The organism is Rhodococcus sp. AQ5-07, from assembly GCF_009707305.1.
GTDB classification, from domain to species: domain Bacteria; phylum Actinomycetota; class Actinomycetes; order Mycobacteriales; family Mycobacteriaceae; genus Rhodococcus_F; species Rhodococcus_F erythropolis.
The window spans coordinates 2,995,599-3,011,970 of record NZ_CP046099.1; the positions used below are offsets into that span (position 1 = coordinate 2,995,599).

Annotated in this window: 16 protein-coding genes; 6 read left to right on the forward strand and 10 right to left on the reverse strand. The window is 64.1% G+C overall.

What is annotated here, in order from left to right; genetic code table 11:
* Nucleotides 1-32: 32 nt before the first annotated feature.
* On the reverse strand, nucleotides 33-1,340 hold the full coding sequence (glyA, locus tag GJB56_RS13710) for a serine hydroxymethyltransferase (RefSeq protein WP_003945195.1): 1,308 nt from the start codon (nucleotides 1,338-1,340) through the stop codon (nucleotides 33-35).
* Between the two features lie 76 nt (nucleotides 1,341-1,416).
* A complete protein-coding gene (locus GJB56_RS13715; protein ID WP_113683174.1) occupies nucleotides 1,417-2,613 on the reverse strand; it encodes a DUF885 domain-containing protein in 1,197 nt (398 codons plus the stop codon).
* Between the two features lie 172 nt (nucleotides 2,614-2,785).
* Between GJB56_RS13715 and coaA the strand changes: the two genes are divergently transcribed.
* On the forward strand, nucleotides 2,786-3,718 hold the full coding sequence (gene coaA, locus GJB56_RS13720) for a type I pantothenate kinase (protein WP_003945270.1): 933 nt from the start codon (nucleotides 2,786-2,788) through the stop codon (nucleotides 3,716-3,718).
* A gap of 6 nt (nucleotides 3,719-3,724) precedes the next feature.
* On the opposite strand, the gene GJB56_RS13725 is transcribed toward coaA, so the two are convergent.
* Nucleotides 3,725-4,492, reverse strand: coding sequence for an isoprenyl transferase (locus GJB56_RS13725; RefSeq protein ID WP_003945211.1), 768 nt, complete (start codon nucleotides 4,490-4,492; stop codon nucleotides 3,725-3,727).
* 172 nt (nucleotides 4,493-4,664) lie between these two features.
* Between GJB56_RS13725 and trhA the strand changes: the two genes are divergently transcribed.
* Nucleotides 4,665-5,333, forward strand: coding sequence for a PAQR family membrane homeostasis protein TrhA (trhA, locus tag GJB56_RS13730; protein WP_020970260.1), 669 nt, complete (start codon nucleotides 4,665-4,667; stop codon nucleotides 5,331-5,333).
* Here the strand turns inward: trhA and GJB56_RS13735 are convergent.
* Genes GJB56_RS13735 through mca form a run of 3 tightly spaced genes read right to left on the reverse strand, consistent with a single transcriptional unit; the run spans nucleotide 5,300 to nucleotide 8,536 of the window.
* On the reverse strand, nucleotides 5,300-7,327 hold the full coding sequence (locus GJB56_RS13735; RefSeq protein ID WP_021332752.1) for a thioredoxin domain-containing protein: 2,028 nt from the start codon (nucleotides 7,325-7,327) through the stop codon (nucleotides 5,300-5,302). The two genes, trhA and GJB56_RS13735, sit on opposite strands and share 34 nt — an antisense overlap.
* Nucleotides 7,328-7,346: 19 nt before the next feature.
* Complete coding sequence (locus GJB56_RS13740) at nucleotides 7,347-7,661, reverse strand: hypothetical protein (RefSeq protein ID WP_007726381.1); 315 nt, start codon at nucleotides 7,659-7,661, stop codon at nucleotides 7,347-7,349.
* A complete protein-coding gene (gene mca / locus GJB56_RS13745; protein ID WP_020908526.1) occupies nucleotides 7,658-8,536 on the reverse strand; it encodes a mycothiol conjugate amidase Mca in 879 nt (292 codons plus the stop codon). Before mca ends, GJB56_RS13740 begins: the two co-directional genes overlap by 4 nt.
* A 303-nt stretch (nucleotides 8,537-8,839) precedes the next feature.
* Between mca and GJB56_RS13750 the strand changes: the two genes are divergently transcribed.
* Nucleotides 8,840-9,265 (forward strand): DUF4307 domain-containing protein, encoded by a 426-nt coding sequence (locus tag GJB56_RS13750; protein WP_020970262.1) that lies wholly within the window; start codon nucleotides 8,840-8,842, stop codon nucleotides 9,263-9,265.
* A 227-nt stretch (nucleotides 9,266-9,492) separates the two neighbouring features.
* Nucleotides 9,493-9,987 (forward strand): transcription elongation factor GreA, encoded by a 495-nt coding sequence (greA, locus tag GJB56_RS13755; RefSeq protein WP_007726385.1) that lies wholly within the window; start codon nucleotides 9,493-9,495, stop codon nucleotides 9,985-9,987.
* 86 nt (nucleotides 9,988-10,073) lie between these two features.
* Here the strand turns inward: greA and GJB56_RS13760 are convergent, their stop codons facing one another.
* On the reverse strand, nucleotides 10,074-11,174 hold the full coding sequence (locus GJB56_RS13760; RefSeq protein ID WP_019744596.1) for a C40 family peptidase: 1,101 nt from the start codon (nucleotides 11,172-11,174) through the stop codon (nucleotides 10,074-10,076).
* Between the two features lie 205 nt (nucleotides 11,175-11,379).
* Here GJB56_RS13760 and GJB56_RS13765 point away from each other — a divergent pair, with 205 nt between their 5' ends.
* Both GJB56_RS13765 and GJB56_RS13770 read left to right on the forward strand, forming a co-directional pair.
* Nucleotides 11,380-11,625 carry a hypothetical protein gene (locus tag GJB56_RS13765; RefSeq protein ID WP_153211881.1) on the forward strand — a complete coding sequence of 82 codons (246 nt, stop codon included), beginning with the start codon at nucleotides 11,380-11,382 and terminating at the stop codon, nucleotides 11,623-11,625.
* Nucleotides 11,622-12,416 carry an FAD:protein FMN transferase gene (locus tag GJB56_RS13770; protein ID WP_069146353.1) on the forward strand — a complete coding sequence of 265 codons (795 nt, stop codon included), beginning with the start codon at nucleotides 11,622-11,624 and terminating at the stop codon, nucleotides 12,414-12,416. Before GJB56_RS13765 ends, GJB56_RS13770 begins: the two co-directional genes overlap by 4 nt.
* Nucleotides 12,417-12,422: 6 nt before the next feature.
* Here GJB56_RS13770 and ilvA read toward each other — a convergent pair whose 3' ends face one another.
* From ilvA to GJB56_RS13785, 3 genes are all read right to left on the reverse strand, one after another.
* Complete coding sequence (ilvA, locus tag GJB56_RS13775; RefSeq protein WP_223257899.1) at nucleotides 12,423-13,586, reverse strand: threonine ammonia-lyase; 1,164 nt, start codon at nucleotides 13,584-13,586, stop codon at nucleotides 12,423-12,425.
* Between the two features lie 135 nt (nucleotides 13,587-13,721).
* Nucleotides 13,722-14,894: a cystathionine gamma-synthase gene (locus tag GJB56_RS13780; RefSeq protein ID WP_007728802.1), complete on the reverse strand. Its 1,173-nt coding sequence runs from the start codon at nucleotides 14,892-14,894 to the stop codon at nucleotides 13,722-13,724.
* 44 nt (nucleotides 14,895-14,938) lie between these two features.
* Nucleotides 14,939-16,324 (reverse strand): cystathionine beta-synthase, encoded by a 1,386-nt coding sequence (locus GJB56_RS13785; protein ID WP_003943292.1) that lies wholly within the window; start codon nucleotides 16,322-16,324, stop codon nucleotides 14,939-14,941.
* Nucleotides 16,325-16,372 lie beyond the last annotated feature (48 nt).

Sequence of the window (16,372 nt, forward strand, 5' to 3'; positions counted from 1 at the left end):
CGAAAGGGACCGGGCCGTCGGTGAAGGAATACCTAGACGTTCTTGCTGAGCAGGCCCCAGTTCTCGAGACCGTCGTACAGCGGAAGGTCGAGGGCGAGCTTGGCGACGCGCGCACGCAGCGCCGGCAGATCCGCGTTGCCGGCCAGAGCGGTACCGATGATGTCGGCGACCTCGGTGAACTCGGCATCGCCGAATCCGCGGGTGGCCAACGCTGCGGTACCGATACGCAGACCGGAGGTGGTCATCGGCGGGCGGGGATCGAACGGAACAGCGTTGCGGTTGACCGTGATGCCGATTTCGTGCAGAAGGTCCTCACCCTGCTGGCCGTCGAGCTGTGAGTTACGCAGGTCCACGAGAACGAGGTGGACGTCTGTGCCGCCGGTCAGGACGCTGATGCCCTGGTCTGCGACGTCCTTGTTGCCCAGACGCTCGGCAAGGATGCGCGCACCGGAAAGGGTGCGTGCCTGACGATCCTTGAACTCTTCACCGGCAGCGATCTTGAAGGTGACGGCCTTGGCCGCGATGGCGTGCATGAGCGGTCCACCCTGCTGACCCGGGAAGACAGCGGAGTTGAGCTTCTTGGCCCACTCCTTCTTCGCCAGGATCAGGCCGGAACGCGGTCCACCGAGTGTCTTGTGGACGGTCGAGGAGACGACGTCCGCGTACGGGACGGGCGACGGGTGCAGGCCTGCGGCAACCAGTCCGGCGAAGTGCGCCATGTCCACCCACAGGTACGCCCCGACCTCGTCGGCGATCGCACGGAACGCCGCGAAGTCCTGCTGACGCGGGTACGCGGACCAACCGGCAACGATGACCTTCGGCTTCTCGGCGAGGGCGATCGAGCGCACCTCGTCCATGTCGATGCGGTGATCTTCCTTGCTGACGCCGTAGGACGCGACGTCGTACAACTTGCCGGAGAAGTTCAGCTTCATGCCGTGCGTGAGGTGACCACCGTGGGCAAGGTCGAGGCCGAGCAGCTTCTCACCCGGGTTCATCAGTGCCATCAGAACAGCAGCGTTGGCCTGTGCGCCCGAGTGCGGCTGAACATTCGCGAACTCTGCACCGAAGAGTTCCTTCGCACGGTTGCGCGCCAGATCCTCGATGACGTCGACGTGCTCGCAACCGCCGTAGTAACGACGTCCCGGGTAGCCCTCGGCGTACTTGTTGGTCAGGACGCTGCCCTGAGCCTGCAGAACCGAGCGGGGAACGAAGTTCTCCGACGCGATCATCTCGAGCGTGTCGCGCTGACGAGCCAATTCACCAGCCATCGCCTCGGCGACTTCGGGGTCGAGTTCGGCGAGTGATGCAGAGTTGACGTCGGAGCCGGGCACAGCGGTCATCGAGGAATCTCCAAGCTGGATGCGGAAACGAATGCGTCCAGTCTACGAAGTTCGCTCCCGCCGTCTCCACCCGGCACTAGGCAGCACGCAGAGAGCTGGGGACCAGCGGCTCGTCGAGCAGCCTGCGGAAGCGTTCGGTGCGCTCTGCGCCCACCGGCACCTCGTCCAGCCAGCCCCCGAGCAGCCGGTATCCCTCGACATACGTGCTGGTGTACGCCCGCCACAGCGGTGAAGACAGGAACTTGAGCGATTGGCGAGCGCGTTCCGGCGTCGACAGCGACCACCGTTCGAGGAACAGTGCCACGTCGTCGAGGCTGCGCCCCTCGTCGTGCAACATCAGAGCGGCATCCTGACGAACACTCAGCAGTTGCCCCGACGCGGCGGAGAGCCGTTGCGCCTTTTCCCCGTCGAAAGACAAGCCGAGATCGGCGTAGATGTCCTGCGCCCACAAGCCCCACTCCGGACCGACGATCGCTTCCAGCGCCAGATCTGCGAGGCCTTCGGCCATGATGCACTGCGGCGTGTTGACCAGGAACAGTGTCTGCTCGAGCTGACCCGAACCGACCAGACCGGCTTCCTTACGGCAATGCTCGGTGTGATGGCCGGGGTAGGACTCGTGCGCGATCAGCCGCGGCAGGTTGGCCATGAACTGCGGCAGATCCGAATTGATCGCAACCTTGGAGCGGTAGTCACCAAGGTAGTAGTTGAAGCCGGACCACGGCTTGTCCCCCACCACTTCGTATTCGACGGTTTCCGACGCCGGAAGCCCGAACGTGCCGCGGGCCAGATCGCGCAGCGCACTCGACATTGCCTCGACGCACTCGTTCAGTCTCGCCGCGGGGATCTCGTCGGCCTTGCGATGCGCCTGCACTCGCTGCGCCAGCGGTCCCGGACCGGGCAGAACTTCACCCATCAACCGGTGCGCGTCGCTGTAGGCGTCCTCGTTTCCCTTTTCGATTCGTACGTCGAAGTACGCCTCCACCTCGTCCACGAAGCCGATGTCCTCACCCGCGAACTTGCGCCCGGAGCATTCCAGGGCGCGAAGGTGAACGTCGATGAAGTGAGCGCGCTCGGCATTCAGACCACTTCCGGCCAGCTCGCCCCGCAATTCACGTGCCGTGCGGGCAAGTTCACGCGGATCGGGCTTCGGGGCGCTCTCGATCTGCTTACGTAGCGCGGGGTCACCGGTGAACGCGTCGACGAACCCGTCTTCGAGACGGTCGAAACCCAGTCCGAGCAGCAGATATTGGCGAACAAGTGTGTCTGGATCCATAACGACCGAGCCTAGCCGCTCGCTCCGGAATGCCACCCGGCGAAAGTCCCGGACGTGGCACCGAGCACAATCCGACTATGCACTCGGATCGTGCGCACACGCGCCTGGCTTGCTCGCATAGCTGTTTCGTCCGCCGGGCCCCGGGTTCACTACATGCCGGTGAGCTGGGCTGATGGCGCGCACCAACGAATCGAGTCCCTACGTCGAGTTCGACCGCAAGCAGTGGCGGACACTGCGTAAGTCGACGCCGCTGGTGTTGACCGAGGACGAGTTGTACGGCCTGCGTGGTCTCGGCGAGCAGATCGATCTCGAAGAAGTTGCCGAGGTTTATCTCCCCCTCGCACGTCTGATCCACCTGCAGGTCGCGGCACGCCAACGGCTGTTCGCGGCCACCGCGACGTTCCTCGGTGAGAAGCATCCCGACCGTCAGGTGCCCTTCGTCATCGGTGTCGCCGGTTCGGTCGCGGTCGGAAAATCCACGACTGCTCGTGTGCTGCAAGCTCTCCTGGCCCGCTGGGACCACCATCCACGCGTCGACCTCGTCACCACGGACGGATTCCTCTATCCGACCAGGGAACTCCAGCGTCGGGGCATCATGCACCGCAAGGGTTTTCCCGAAAGTTACGATCGCCGCAAGCTGTTGCGCTTCGTCACCGAAGTCAAGTCCGGGGCGGAAGAGGTAGCGGCGCCGGTCTATTCGCATACGTCGTACGACATCATCCCGGGCCAGTACCACCTGATCCGCCAGCCTGACATCCTCATCATCGAGGGCCTCAACGTCCTGCAGACCGGCCCGCGTCTGATGGTCTCCGATCTGTTCGACTTCTCGATCTACGTCGACGCCCGCATCGAGGACATCGAAGCCTGGTACATCCAGCGGTTCCTCGCGCTACGCAACACGTCGTTCGCCGATCCGAACGCTCACTTTCACCACTACTCCGGCCTCTCCGACCGTGACGCGACTATCGCGGCGAAGGAAATCTGGAACTCGATCAATCACCCGAACCTGGTGGAGAACATTCTCCCCACCCGCCCCCGCGCAACCCTGGTGCTGCGCAAGGACGCCGATCACACGATCAACCGGCTCCGACTGCGCAAGCTCTGAGCCGGCTCAGGCGCCGAACCGGCGGTGCCGCGCCGCGTAGTCACGCAAGGCTCGAAGAAAGTCGACTCGACGGAACTCGGGCCAGTACGCCTCGGTGAACCAGATCTCGGAATAAGCGCTCTGCCACAACAGGAATCCGGAGAGCCGCTGCTCGCCGGAGGTGCGGATCACCAGATCCGGATCGGGCTGTCCCGACGTGTACAGATGACCGTCGATACCGTCGACCGTGACGGCCTGGATCAGTTCGTCTCCGCTCAGACCCGCACCGATCTTGTCCCGCAGGAGCGATTGGACGGCGTCGGCAATCTCCTGACGCCCGCCGTATCCGATCGCGACGTTGACATGTGTCCCGGTTCGGCCACTGGTCCCCGCCGCCGCTTCCCGCAAGCGCCTGGACTGCTCGGGGGGCAGAAGATCGAGAGCACCGACGATCTGCACACTCCAGTTCTTGCCGGGCCCGGAGATCTCTTCGACGACGTCGGTGATGATCTCGAGGAGCGTGTCGAGTTCTTCCGGCTCGCGGCGCAGGTTCTCGGTCGAGAGCAGGTAGATGGTTGCCATCTCGATTCCGGCGGCGTCGCACCACTCGAGCAATTCGGCAATTTTGAGCGCGCCCATGCGGTGCCCGTGACTGACATCGGTGAAGCCGTTCTCGCGAGCCCATCGCCGGTTTCCGTCACACATCACGGCTACGTGCCGTGGGTGCGCGAGACCGTCGAGATGACTGAGGAGCCGTCGCTCGTAGATGCTGTACAGCAGTCCGCGCAGATTCACCGTGACATCACCATGGTGTCAAAGACTACGCCCGGCAGTGACAGCCACATGCGAGCGCCGTCACGCTTTTTGTACGCGTCGAAAACCCGCAGGTAGGTTATGCTACTGGTGCGTAACCTACGGTACCGTAGGTTACGCAGTTCGCAACAGCACGGAACGAGAGGGGTTGCACATGACGGCATTCGGGCTCGACGAGCTTCCGGTCAAACCACGCATGCGCGGTTGGATCCATCTGTGGGCGCTCGGTGTCTCCGTCGTCGCAGGCATCGTTCTCGTCTCCGTAGCCGGCGCTCAGGTGGGCGCCAAGGCGGCTTGGGCAACCGCGATCTACAGCATCACGATCTGCGGCCTCTTCGGCATCAGCGCGACGTATCACCGCATCCAGTGGCAGACCGTCAAGGGCCGTACGTGGATGAAGCGTGCGGACCATTCGATGATCTTTCTCTTCATCGCCGGCAGCTACACACCGTTCGCCATGCTCGGCCTTCCCACCCACACCGGCAAGATCATTCTTGCGATCGTGTGGGCAGGTGCACTGGCCGGCGTTGCCCTCAAGATGCTCTGGCCCACCGCACCGAAATGGGTGGGGGTACCGCTCTACCTTCTCCTCGGCTGGGCGATCGTTCCCGTGGTCGGTGAACTGACACACCAGGTCGGTGTGGCGCCGATGGTGCTGCTGCTCGTCGGCGGAATCTTCTACAGCGTCGGCGCAATTCTGTACGCGACAAAATGGCCCAACCCGTGGCCGACGACGTTCGGGCATCACGAGTTCTTCCACGCTGCCACTGTCATTGCAGCGATCTGCCACTACATCGCGGTATGGCTCGTCGTGTTCAACTGATTCGCCAGTTCCACCACCGTCGTCACCGGCCGATCACACACGAATCCCCGACAGATGTACGCGGCTTCACCGTCGTCGACAAGGGGGCGATCTGCAAGCAGCGGTGAAGAATCCGGCGCTCCGCCGACAACCACTGCACCACCCGGGGCAAGCCGCCGGGCATCGGCCAACAGCGAACCTTCCCCGACGACGGCAACCTGTATCGGACCACGCAACGACGCTTCCGCCACTGTGAGCCAGTGTCCCGCCGACCGAGGCGCACGCTCGAGCGGCAGCGTGGCCCTCGCCAGCGCGTCCGCCGCGGCCTGGGCGTAACGAGAGGATCGATCGGCATCGGTCAACGCCGCCGCGGTCAACAGAGCCTCGGCGACGCTCGACGCACCGGACGGCGTCGCGCCGTCCAACGGGTCTCGGGGCCGTGTGACGAGGGACTCCGCGAAATCGGCCGTGTCGAACCAGCTTCCCGGCTCGGCCGGATCGGCGAAGTGGTCGAGCGTGACGTCGAGCAACTGCTGCGCCGCATCGAGCCACCGCGCGAATCCCGTTGCCTGGTAGAGAGCCAGGAGGCCGGTGGCCAACATTGCGTAATCCTCGAGCACTCCCGTCGGGGCGCCGACAGCCCCGCCGAGGGAAGCGCGACGCAAATGACCGTCCACCAGGTGAAGGTCGAGAAGAGCGCCAGCGCACTCGGCCGCCGCCGCGATCCAGTCGGGTCGATCCAGGGCAAGTCCCGCTTCCGTCAAAGCCGTGACGGTCAACCCGTTCCAGGCCGTCACCACTTTGTCGTCGCGGCCAGGCTGTGGACGCTGAGCCCGGGCGGCGCGTAGAGCGTCGGAGACCTTCTGCCAGCGCGACCAGTCGTCGGGGTCACGGAGCAATTGCAATACCGACGCACCCTCTTCGAAGGTTCCGGTATCGGTGACCCGGAACAAGTCCGCCGCCCACTGCGCGTCCTCCGCACCGAGTACCTCGACCAGCTGCGTCGGCGTCCATACGTACGTGAGGCCTTCGATGCCGTCGGTGTCGGCATCGAGAGCCGAAGCGAAGCAACCGTTCTCGGTCAGCAGATCGGAGAGCAAAAATCCTGCCGTCTCCTTGGCTATGCGGGTAGCCAGGTCCGATCCGGTCCGCCGCGCCCAGTGCGCGTAGAACCGCAGGAGCAGCGCATTGTCGTAGAGCATCTTCTCGAAGTGCGGAACCACCCACTCGGCATCGACCGAGTAGCGCGAGAATCCCCCGCCCAACTGGTCGTAGATACCGCCACGTGCCATTGCTTCGGCGGTGCGCTCGATGCCGCCGAGGATCTCGCCCGAACCCGTTCGCTCGAACTGTCGGAGCAGCCCCTCCAGTAGTGCCGACGGCGGAAACTTCGGTGCCCCACCGAATCCCCCGCGCGGGATGTCCTCGTCACCGAGGATCGATCGACCCGCCGCGTTCAGCAGCTCGGCGTCGATAGGCGCTCCGCCGTACGGAATTCCGCCAGACGCGCGCTGAAGTTCCGTGACGATCGACTGTGCCGCGTTGTCGACCTCGTCGCGCCGATTCGTGAAGGTGTCGGCTATCGCTTCGAGAAGCTGTGTGAACGACGGCATCCCGCCGCGAGGCGTCGGCGGGTAATACGTGCCGCAGTAGAACGGTGAACCGTCGGGAGTCAGAAAACAGGTCATGGGCCAGCCGCCCTGACCGGTCATCGCGACCGTCGCATTCATGTAGACGGCGTCGATGTCGGGACGCTCTTCGCGGTCCACCTTCACACAGACGAAGTTCGCGTTCATGACGGCCGCGATCTCGTCGTTCTCGAACGACTCGTGCGCCATGACGTGGCACCAGTGGCACGCCGAGTATCCGATCGAGAGAAGGATCGGCACGTTGCGCTCGCGCGCCCACTCCATCGCCTCTTCGCCCCACTGTTGCCAGTGGACCGGATTGTCGGCGTGCTGACGCAGGTAGGGGCTCGAGGACCCACCCAGGTTGTTCCGCAGCCGTGGGTCCATCGTCGCTACCTCGTTCGTCTCAGGATTCTTGCTTCGGCTTCTTCTCGGTAGAGACGTTCGGTTCCGCCGGGCTCGGAGCTGTGATCGCTCCCCGGTCGGTGCCTTCGTCTGCCTGCTGATCGAGTTCGGGATGATCCGGTTCGAACGTTTCCGGCAGCTTCTTGAGCTGGCGATTCATCGACCGAACCAAGAGGATCACACCGATGAGCAGCGCAAGAATCACCAGCAGGCCGACCGGAGACGACTTTCCGAACTCCGGACCGGATGGGTTACTCGGGGTCTGAGCAAGAAATTGTGTGGTGCCGAGAACTACCTCGGCGGACAGAGCATTCACTTTTGAGCGTCCTCTTCGAGACCTGCGAACAGGTCGGTTTCCGGAATGGACGTGGTGACCCGCGTCTTGGCGAGCTCGAATTCCTCGGTGGGCCAGATCTTCTGCTGAATATCGAGCGGCACAGCGAAGAACGAACCGTTGGGATCGATCTGCGTCGCGTGCGCACGCAGAGCGTCGTCGCGCTGGGGAAAGTAGTCGCCGCACGTGACCTGAGTGGTCACCCGGACCATCATGTCGCCGCGCTCGGTCTTCCACTTCTTGAGCCAGTCCGCCATCGGGAACGGCTCACCGCGACGCTCGTACTCCTCCTGGAAGAGTTCGAGGCGCTTACGGATGAATCCGTGCGAGTAGTAGACCTTCTTGATTTCCCACGGCTGACCGTCCTCGGGGAAGTACTCGGGATCGGCAGCGGCCTCGTAGGCAGCCATCGACACCTCGTGGCACCGGATGTGATCCGGGTGCGGGTATCCGCCGTTCTCGTCGTACGTCGTGACGACGTGGGGACGGAACTCGCGAATCACCTTGACCAGAGCGCGCGTCGACTCTTCGAGCGGAACGAGAGCGAAGCACCCTTCGGGCAGCGGAGGAAGAGGATCACCCTCGGGGAGCCCGGAATCGACGAAACCGAGCCAGCGCTGCTTCACGCCCAGGATGCGAGCGGCCTCGGCCATCTCCTCCTGGCGAACTTCGCTGATTCGATCGCGGACACCGGGAACGTCCATGGCCGGGTTGAGAATGTCGCCACGCTCACCCCCGGTGAGCGTCAGGACCATCACTTCGTGGCCTTCGGCTGCATAACGGGCGGTGGTGGCCGCACCCTTGCTCGACTCGTCGTCGGGATGGGCATGGACGGCCATGAGCCGGAATCCGCTCACGTGTTCGTTCACCTCAACTTCACCTGTAGCCGTTGCCGGCAGTTCACTTGTAGCCGTCACCGGCAGTTCACCTGTAGCCGTCACCGGCAGTCTTCGAGTCACACGCTGTGCACCGCTCGGATGACTCCGGGTGGTTGCCGTCAAACGTACCGACTGCCGACAAACCTACCGACGGCGCGACGGGACACGTCCTCTATAGTTCCACCCGAGAGTTCCTGGCGCAGCCGTGACCCCTTCGGTAATTCGGCGGGACACAGTCAGTTGCTGCACGACACGTGAACTCGAGTCTTCGAGAGCAGAGTGATGAGCAAACCGCTTCCCCAAGATCGGTACCCGAGCACAACTCGCACGGGCAGTCCCCGCAAGTGGATGGTGTGGGCTCTGACCGCACTCGTCATCGTCGTAGGCGGCGGAATCGCGTACTACGCGTACGGAAAATTTGCGGTCAAGGAAATCGAGACCGAGACCATCTCGTTCGACATCGCCAACGACTCCACGGTGAAGATTCGCTTCACCGTCACGCGCGACGACTCGTCACGTGACGCGATGTGCATCGTGCGCGCTCGCTCGAAGGACGGATCCGAAACCGGACGACGTGAGGTCTACGTCCCGTCCTCCGAGCATCAGACCCTCGAGTTCAACACCGAGGTCAAGACGTCCCAGCCGCCAGGCATGGCCGACGTCTACGGCTGTAGCTTCGACGTTCCGGAGTACCTGACCAAGAGCTGACCTCGGAACGCATCCACCCTGCCGGACGTTTGGCGCCGGACAGGGCGGGTAGTCATGCGTGATAGAATTGCCCGATACACGGTTCCGGGTGGAACCGTGTATTGCTGCATTGACGCAAGGTTTGACGGCAAGGTTGCATCCCTGGTGGTGCTTCCGAGTCGTTGTTCGCTGCTGTTGCAGCGATCGTCGAGGGAGCCCCCGGCTCCGACTACTAGGGAGTGATCGAGATGACCGAGACCCAGGTGACCTGGCTTACCCAGGAATCACATGACAGGCTCAAGAACGAACTCGACCAGCTCATCGCCAATCGCCCGGTCATCGCCGCCGAGATCAACGAGCGTCGCGAAGAGGGTGACCTGAAAGAGAACGGCGGCTACCACGCTGCCCGCGAAGAGCAGGGTCAGCAGGAAGCCCGCATTCGCCAGCTCCAGGAGCTGCTGAACAGCGCAAAGGTCGGCGAGGCCCCCACTCAGTCCGGTGTTGCACTGCCCGGATCCGTAGTCAAGGTCTACTACGACGGCGACGAGAGTGACACCGAGACGTTCCTCATCGCTACCCGCGAAGAAGGCGCACGTGACGCCAAGCTCGAGGTCTACTCCCCGAACTCACCGCTGGGCGGCGCGCTGCTCGAAGCCAAGGTCGGCGACACGCGTGAGTACAACCTGCCCAACGGCAGCACCATGAAGGTCACCCTGCTGAGCGCGGAGCCTTACCACAGCTGATCGGCTGTACCAGCTCTGAAAAGAAGCGCCACCCGACTCGGTCGGGTGGCGCTTCTTGCTCTGTCGGCGTTGCAGTTCCGGCCCACTCACACCACGCGGCGAGCCTTCATGCCGGCGAAGATCGGGCCGACCTTCACCACGTCACCGAATGTGGGTGCGTGAAGCATCTGTCCGTTCCCGACATAGATCGCCACGTGGCCGGGACCGCCTGCCTGCCAGTTGCCGAACAACAGGTCACCGGGCTGCGCCTGATCCAGCGGGATCTCGACGCCGACGCCCCACTGTGTCTCCGAGGTCCGGGGCAGAGTCACTCCGGTGGCCGCGTGGATCGCGTACGACGTCAGACCCGAGCAGTCGAACCCGCCCATCGAGGGCCCGTTGATGTTTCCGCCGCCCCACACGTACGGCAATCCGAGAAACTTCAGACCGGCCTCGACGACGCCGCCAACGGCAGCGGCGAGGTTGTTGTAGTCGAAGGGTGCGAGCATCAGAGCGAACGAGTCCTGCAACGATTTGATCTGTGCGACAAACGGAGCGGCGACCGCCTGCTCCGCGGGAACCTCGCCCGCCTTGTCGGCGGGGACGCCGCCCGCTTCGCGAACTGCGTCCGGCCCGACGTCGTAGGCAGCGAGCGCGAGGTCGACGGTATCGCCCTCGACCTCACCGGACTTCTGCCAGGACTGCGCTTGCTTCACGAGATCGCACAACCGGTATCCGGTTGTCATCACCGGATCGGCAACGCCCAGGATGTCCATCTTTCCGTCGCCGTCACCGTCCTTGCCGTATGCCGTCCACGCTGCGGTGGTGAAGCGGCCAGGCCCGCGCCCACCTTCCGGTGAGATGTCGGTATCGGGTCCGTACTTGAATCCGTTCTCGACCGAGTACAGTGAAGCGATCACCGCGGGCGTGATCTCCGAGCACAGAGCACCGGCCTTCTTGATCCACGGCGCGAACACCGCCACCGCTCCAACGGGCGCCAATGTCGCTCCCGGAAAGTTGGAGGGTACGGAAGGCACGATTCCCTCAGGTGTGTCCTGAGTTCGTGCCGGTCCGTTCCAGGCTGCAAGTGAGACTGCAGCATTCGAAGACTCGTTCTTCTCGACTTGTGCGGGCGCTCCGAGAGTTCCACTCATCACGCCCAGTGCGGTGCCGATCGACACAGCGATCGCCAGGACACCGACTGCCATCCGAACCTCCGATAAACCTCTGAAAATCTACGTACGTGGTCGTACCCGAAACTTGTCGGTGCGAACATCTACCCTTTCGAACATGCATTCGACACGGCTCAGTCTCGCGACTCCTGTAACCAATGTCTCATTTATCTCGGTGGGCGTTACGCAAATGACTACAGACACCAAGGCTTTTCTCAGGTTCGGCGTGCAAGCTGAGTGCATGAGCGACGATCGGCCACGACCCGCCCGGGGACGCACTACGGTGTATCGACCCGTTCGCCTCGCCCTCGCAGCCACGGCTGTGGCGGGAGCACTCGCAAGCGGCGGACTTTCACTCGTTTCTTCTCCCACTGCCACGGCACTCGCGCCGGACACCTCGGCTTCTCACACCAAGAATCCCGTAGCGAAGCGGCCCGTCGTGGTCGCCGGATTCGGAACCCCGGACGCCGTCTCCAACGGTTCGTGAGCACTCCGCGCTCGGCCTCCGAGTGGCTCACGTGGGGTGTGCAGGCCCGGGTCGTAGTCACCGACCCTGATGTCCTTCCCTCCGCGGCCAGCCTGGTTCGCGGATACCTCACCGCTGCCGACGCTGCCACCAATCGAGATCGTGCCGACTCCGAGATTCGTACCTATGTCAGCGCCGCGAGCAACGTCGACGGCGTCGCCGTGACTCCGATGTTCGCGCACTTCCTCGAAGACGCGTTGGCCGTCGCACGACTGACCGACGGCAAACTCACGCCGACGGCCGGGTCGGCAGACCCTCACTCCTGGTGGAAGATCCGCGTCGAGAACAACCGCGTGTACAGCCCGGACGACGTCGTTCTCGATCTGTCCGCGACGGCCCGCGCCAGTTCAGCGGACCACTGCGCGGCATCCACCGCCACGCTTCTCGGGTGCGGAGTACTGGTCGGCCTCGGCGGGGACATCGCGGTTGCCGGCCCGGCGCCGGAAGACAGCTGGCAGATTCAGGTTCAAGACCTGCCCGGCGACCCGACGTGCCAGGTAGCGCTTCCTTCCGACTGCGGGATCGCCACGGCCAGCACCGTCAAACCACTGCACCGCGAATCGACGGCGACGCCGATGTGGCGCACGGTGTCGGTGATTGCATCTTCCTGCGCCCAGGCCGCCGCATTCAGTCGGGTTGCGGTCGGCATGGGCGGTTCGGCCATCGACTGGCTACATCAACTCGACGTACCCGCCAGGCTGGTCGACCAGGAGTACCGCGTAACGGTTCTGGGCGGCTGGCCTGACGAGTAAGTCGCGTCAGTTCTGCAGTCGTACGGCGTAGCCGGCACGGTCGAAGGCGGTGAGAAGTTCCGCCTTGTTGTCCGGACCCCGCGTCTCGACGGTGAGGAAGACTTCCACTTCGTCGAGCGCGAGTTCGCCACCGGTACGGGAATGGATGACGTCGACCACGCTGGCGCCGTTCGCTCGAACCACTTCGAGCAACGAGACCAGTGCGCCCGGCCGATCGTCGATGGTGATGTGAACGCCGAGGAACCGTCCGGCCGCTCGCAGACCGTGCGAGATGACGTGCGTGAGAAGTAGCGGATCGATGTTGCCGCCGGAAAGCACGGCGCACACCGGCCCTGTCAGTCCCAGCTCCTCCGGAGAGCAGGTCATCAAGGCCGCAACGGCCGCAACGCCGGCCGGTTCGACGATGAGCTTGGCGCGTTCGAGGCACAGCAGGAGCGCTTTGGACAGCGCTTCCTCGCTGACCGTCACCACGGCATCGACATGGGCGGCAACTTCGGCGAACGGAACCTCGCCAGGGCAGCCAACGGCGATACCGTCTGCCATCGTGGACATCGACGCCAAGGCGGTCGGCTTCCCGGCTGCCAACGACGCCGGCCAGGCAGCCGCCGTCTCGGCCTGCACTCCGACGATGCGGACCTGCGGGCGTACAGCTTTGACTGCTGCGGCCACTCCGGCGATCAACCCACCGCCGCCGGTCGGGACGAGGATCGTGCCGACCTCAGGCAGTTGCTCGAGGATTTCGAGCCCCACAGTCCCCTGCCCCGCCACGACGTCCTCGTGATCGAACGGGTGGACCAGAACCGCTCCGGTCCGGTCCGCGAATTCGCGAGCGGCCACGAGCGCTTCGTCGACAGTCGAACCGTGCAGGTGGACCTGAGCTCCATATGCCTTGGTGGCCACCAACTTCGGCAGCGGCGCACCCGTCGGCATGAAGACGGTCGACTTGATTCCCAATTCTGTTGCAGACCAGGCAACTCCCTGCGCATGGTTACCGGCACTGGCCGCCACCACGCCCGCTGCCCGTTCCTCTGCGGAAAGATTGGCAATGCGGTTGTACGCACCGCGCGGTTTGAAAGAGCCGGTGCGCTGCAGGTTTTCACATTTCAAGCTCACGGCGAAGCCGGTGGTTTCGGACAACACTCGCGAGGCCACGACCGGGGTGCGTCGCATGACCGGGGCGAGCAGTTGCTGTGCAGCCTTTATCTGTTCGAGATTCACGCATGCCTCCAGAAAGTGCGCCTCCACACCCTCGTGAGGTGTGAAGGCGCACTGCAGATTCGAAGTCGAATTACTGTAGAGCGAAGATCAGGACAGCGCTTGCTCGATGTCGCCGACCAGATCGGAAGCGTCTTCGATGCCGACCGACAGGCGAACCAGATCGTCGGGAACCTCGAGAGCGGAACCGGCCGTCGAGGCGTGGGTCATCGCGCCGGGGAACTCGATGAGGGATTCGACGCCGCCGAGAGATTCTGCCAGCGTGAAGATCTCGGTGCGCGAGCACAGGTCGAGAGCTGCCGCCTTGCCGCCCTTGAGGCGGACGGAGATCATGCCGCCGAAGCGTCGCATCTGCTTGGCCGCGACCTTGTGTGACGGATGCGAAGCCAGGCCCGGGTAGATGACGCTGGCAACCGCGGGGTGGCCGTCGAGCAATTCGACGACCTTCTCCGCGTTGTCACTGTGACGCTCCATGCGCAGCGCCAGTGTCTTGATTCCGCGCAACGTCAGGAACGCGTCGAACGGGCCGGGAACGCCACCGGATCCGTTCTGCAGGAACGCAAACGCGGTATCCAGTTCTTCGTCGTTGCAGACGAGAGCGCCACCGACCACGTCGGAGTGTCCGCCGATGTACTTGGTCGTGGAGTGCAGCGCGATGTCGGCACCGAGCTGCAGCGGCTGCTGCAGGTACGGCGACGCGAAGGTGTTGTCCACCACGATCTTTGCGTTGCCCTCGTGGGCGACCTCGGCAAGGAGCTCGATGTCACCGATATTGAGCAGCGGGTTCGTGGGCGTCTCGACCCAGACCAGCTTGGTGTTGGACTTCATCGCCGCGCGCACCGCATCGACGTCGGACACCGGAGCCGGGGTGTACTCGATCCCCCACTGCGTGAACACCTTGTCGATGAGACGGAAGGTTCCGCCGTACGCGTCGTCGGGGATGACCAGGTGATCGCCCGGTCGAAGTACCGAACGGAGCAGGCAGTCGGTGGCCGCCATTCCCGAACTGAACGCTCGGCCGTAGGTTCCGGATTCGAGCGCGGCAAGGTTCGCCTCGAGCGGGCGACGGGTGGGGTTGCCCGTTCGCGCGTACTCGAAGCCACTGCGCATTCCACCGACGCCGTCTTGGGCGAAGGTGGAACTTGCGTAGATCGGCACGTTGACCGCACCGGTCAGCGGATCGGGTTCGTAACCCGCATGCACCGCTTTCGTGGAGAAACCCTGCCAGCTGATGTTGTCGGCCTTGCTGCGTTGCTCACTCATGGTCCCCAGCCTAATGGCGCCGGCACCGGCGCAGGAATCCGAACTCAGGAATCCGAACTCAGGAAACCCAGGAGATCGTGGCGCGTGATGACACCGACCGGCTTGCCGTCGTCGACGACCATGAGTGCGTCGGTGTCACCGAGCGCCTTCGTGGCAGCCGACACCGGCTCGCCGGAACCGATGAGCGGGAACGGCTTGCTCATGTGCTTCTCGACGGAATCCGCAAGGTGCGCACGGCCTTCGAATACCGCGCTCAGCAGATCTCGCTCGGACACGCTTCCGGCGACCTCGCCTGCCATGACCGGCGGTTCCGCACCGACGACGGGCATCTGGGACACGCCGTACTCGCGCAGGATCTCGATCGCGTCGCGCAGAGTCTCCGACGGGTGAGTGTGAACGAGGTCCGGCAGCTCGCCCGACTTGCCGCGCAGGACGTCGCCGACGGTGGGGACGTTGGTCTTGCCGTCGAGTGGGGTGCGCAGGAATCCGTACGACGCCATCCACTGATCGTTGAAGATCTTGGACAGGTAGCCGCGGCCACCGTCCGGGAGGAGGACGACGATCAGAGCGTCGGGGCCTTCGCGCTTGGCTACTTCGAGGGCAGCGACGACTGCCATACCGCAGGAACCGCCGACCAGCAGTCCCTCTTCGCGGGCGAGGCGACGCGTCATCTCGAAGGAATCGGCATCCGAGACGGCGATGATCTCGTCCGGGATGGACGGGTCGTATGCCGACGGCCAGAAGTCTTCGCCGACGCCTTCGACCAGGTACGGGCGACCGGTGCCGCCGGAGTAGACGGAGCCTTCGGGGTCTGCGCCGATGACCTTCACCTTGCCGCCCGAAACTTCTTTGAGGTAGCGGCCGGTGCCGGTGATGGTGCCGCCGGTGCCGACGCCCGCGACGAAGTGCGTGATCTTGCCGTCGGTGTCGGCCCAGATCTCGGGACCGGTGGTCTCGTAGTGGCTCTCCGGTCCGCCCGGGTTGGAGTACTGGTTGGGCTTCCAGGCGCCGGGGATCTCACGGGTGAGGCGGTCGGAGACGCTGTAGTAGCTGTTCGGGTTGTCCGGTGCGACGGCCGTGGGGCACACGACCACCTCGGCGCCGTAGGCACGCAGGACGTTGCGCTTGTCTTCGCTGACCTTGTCTGGGCAGACGAAAACGCACTTGTATCCACGCTTTTGCGCCACGAGTGCCAAGCCGATTCCGGTATTGCCCGAAGTCGGCTCGACGATGGTGCCGCCGGGCTTCAGTTCACCCGAAGCCTCGGCTGCGTCGATCATCTTGACGGCGATGCGGTCCTTGGAGCTACCGCCAGGGTTGAGGTATTCGACCTTGGCTGCCACCGTGCCGAAGTTTTCGCCCGTGACGGACGTGAGCTTGACGAGTGGGGTGTTGCCGATGAGGTCGACGACGTGTTCCGCGATGCGCATTCGTCCATGTTCCCAGATGAAAGAAAACGGTGCGCGCGGACGTCGGGC

Coding starts and splice junctions, on each gene's coding strand:
- coaA (WP_003945270.1), top strand. CDS start 2,786: ATGGCGCGCACCAACGAATCGAGTCCCTACGTCGAGTTCGACCGCAAG.
- GJB56_RS13735 (WP_021332752.1), bottom strand. CDS start 7,327: ATGGACCCACGGCTGCGGAACAACCTGGGTGGGTCCTCGAGCCCCTAC.
- glyA (WP_003945195.1), bottom strand. CDS start 1,340: ATGACCGCTGTGCCCGGCTCCGACGTCAACTCTGCATCACTCGCCGAA.
- GJB56_RS13760 (WP_019744596.1), bottom strand. CDS start 11,174: ATGGCAGTCGGTGTCCTGGCGATCGCTGTGTCGATCGGCACCGCACTG.
- GJB56_RS13780 (WP_007728802.1), bottom strand. CDS start 14,894: ATGAGTGAGCAACGCAGCAAGGCCGACAACATCAGCTGGCAGGGTTTC.
- GJB56_RS13765 (WP_153211881.1), top strand. CDS start 11,380: ATGAGCGACGATCGGCCACGACCCGCCCGGGGACGCACTACGGTGTAT.
- greA (WP_007726385.1), top strand. CDS start 9,493: ATGACCGAGACCCAGGTGACCTGGCTTACCCAGGAATCACATGACAGG.
- GJB56_RS13715 (WP_113683174.1), bottom strand. CDS start 2,613: ATGGATCCAGACACACTTGTTCGCCAATATCTGCTGCTCGGACTGGGT.
- trhA (WP_020970260.1), top strand. CDS start 4,665: ATGACGGCATTCGGGCTCGACGAGCTTCCGGTCAAACCACGCATGCGC.
- GJB56_RS13750 (WP_020970262.1), top strand. CDS start 8,840: ATGAGCAAACCGCTTCCCCAAGATCGGTACCCGAGCACAACTCGCACG.
- GJB56_RS13785 (WP_003943292.1), bottom strand. CDS start 16,324: ATGCGCATCGCGGAACACGTCGTCGACCTCATCGGCAACACCCCACTC.
- ilvA (WP_223257899.1), bottom strand. CDS start 13,586: ATGCGACGCACCCCGGTCGTGGCCTCGCGAGTGTTGTCCGAAACCACC.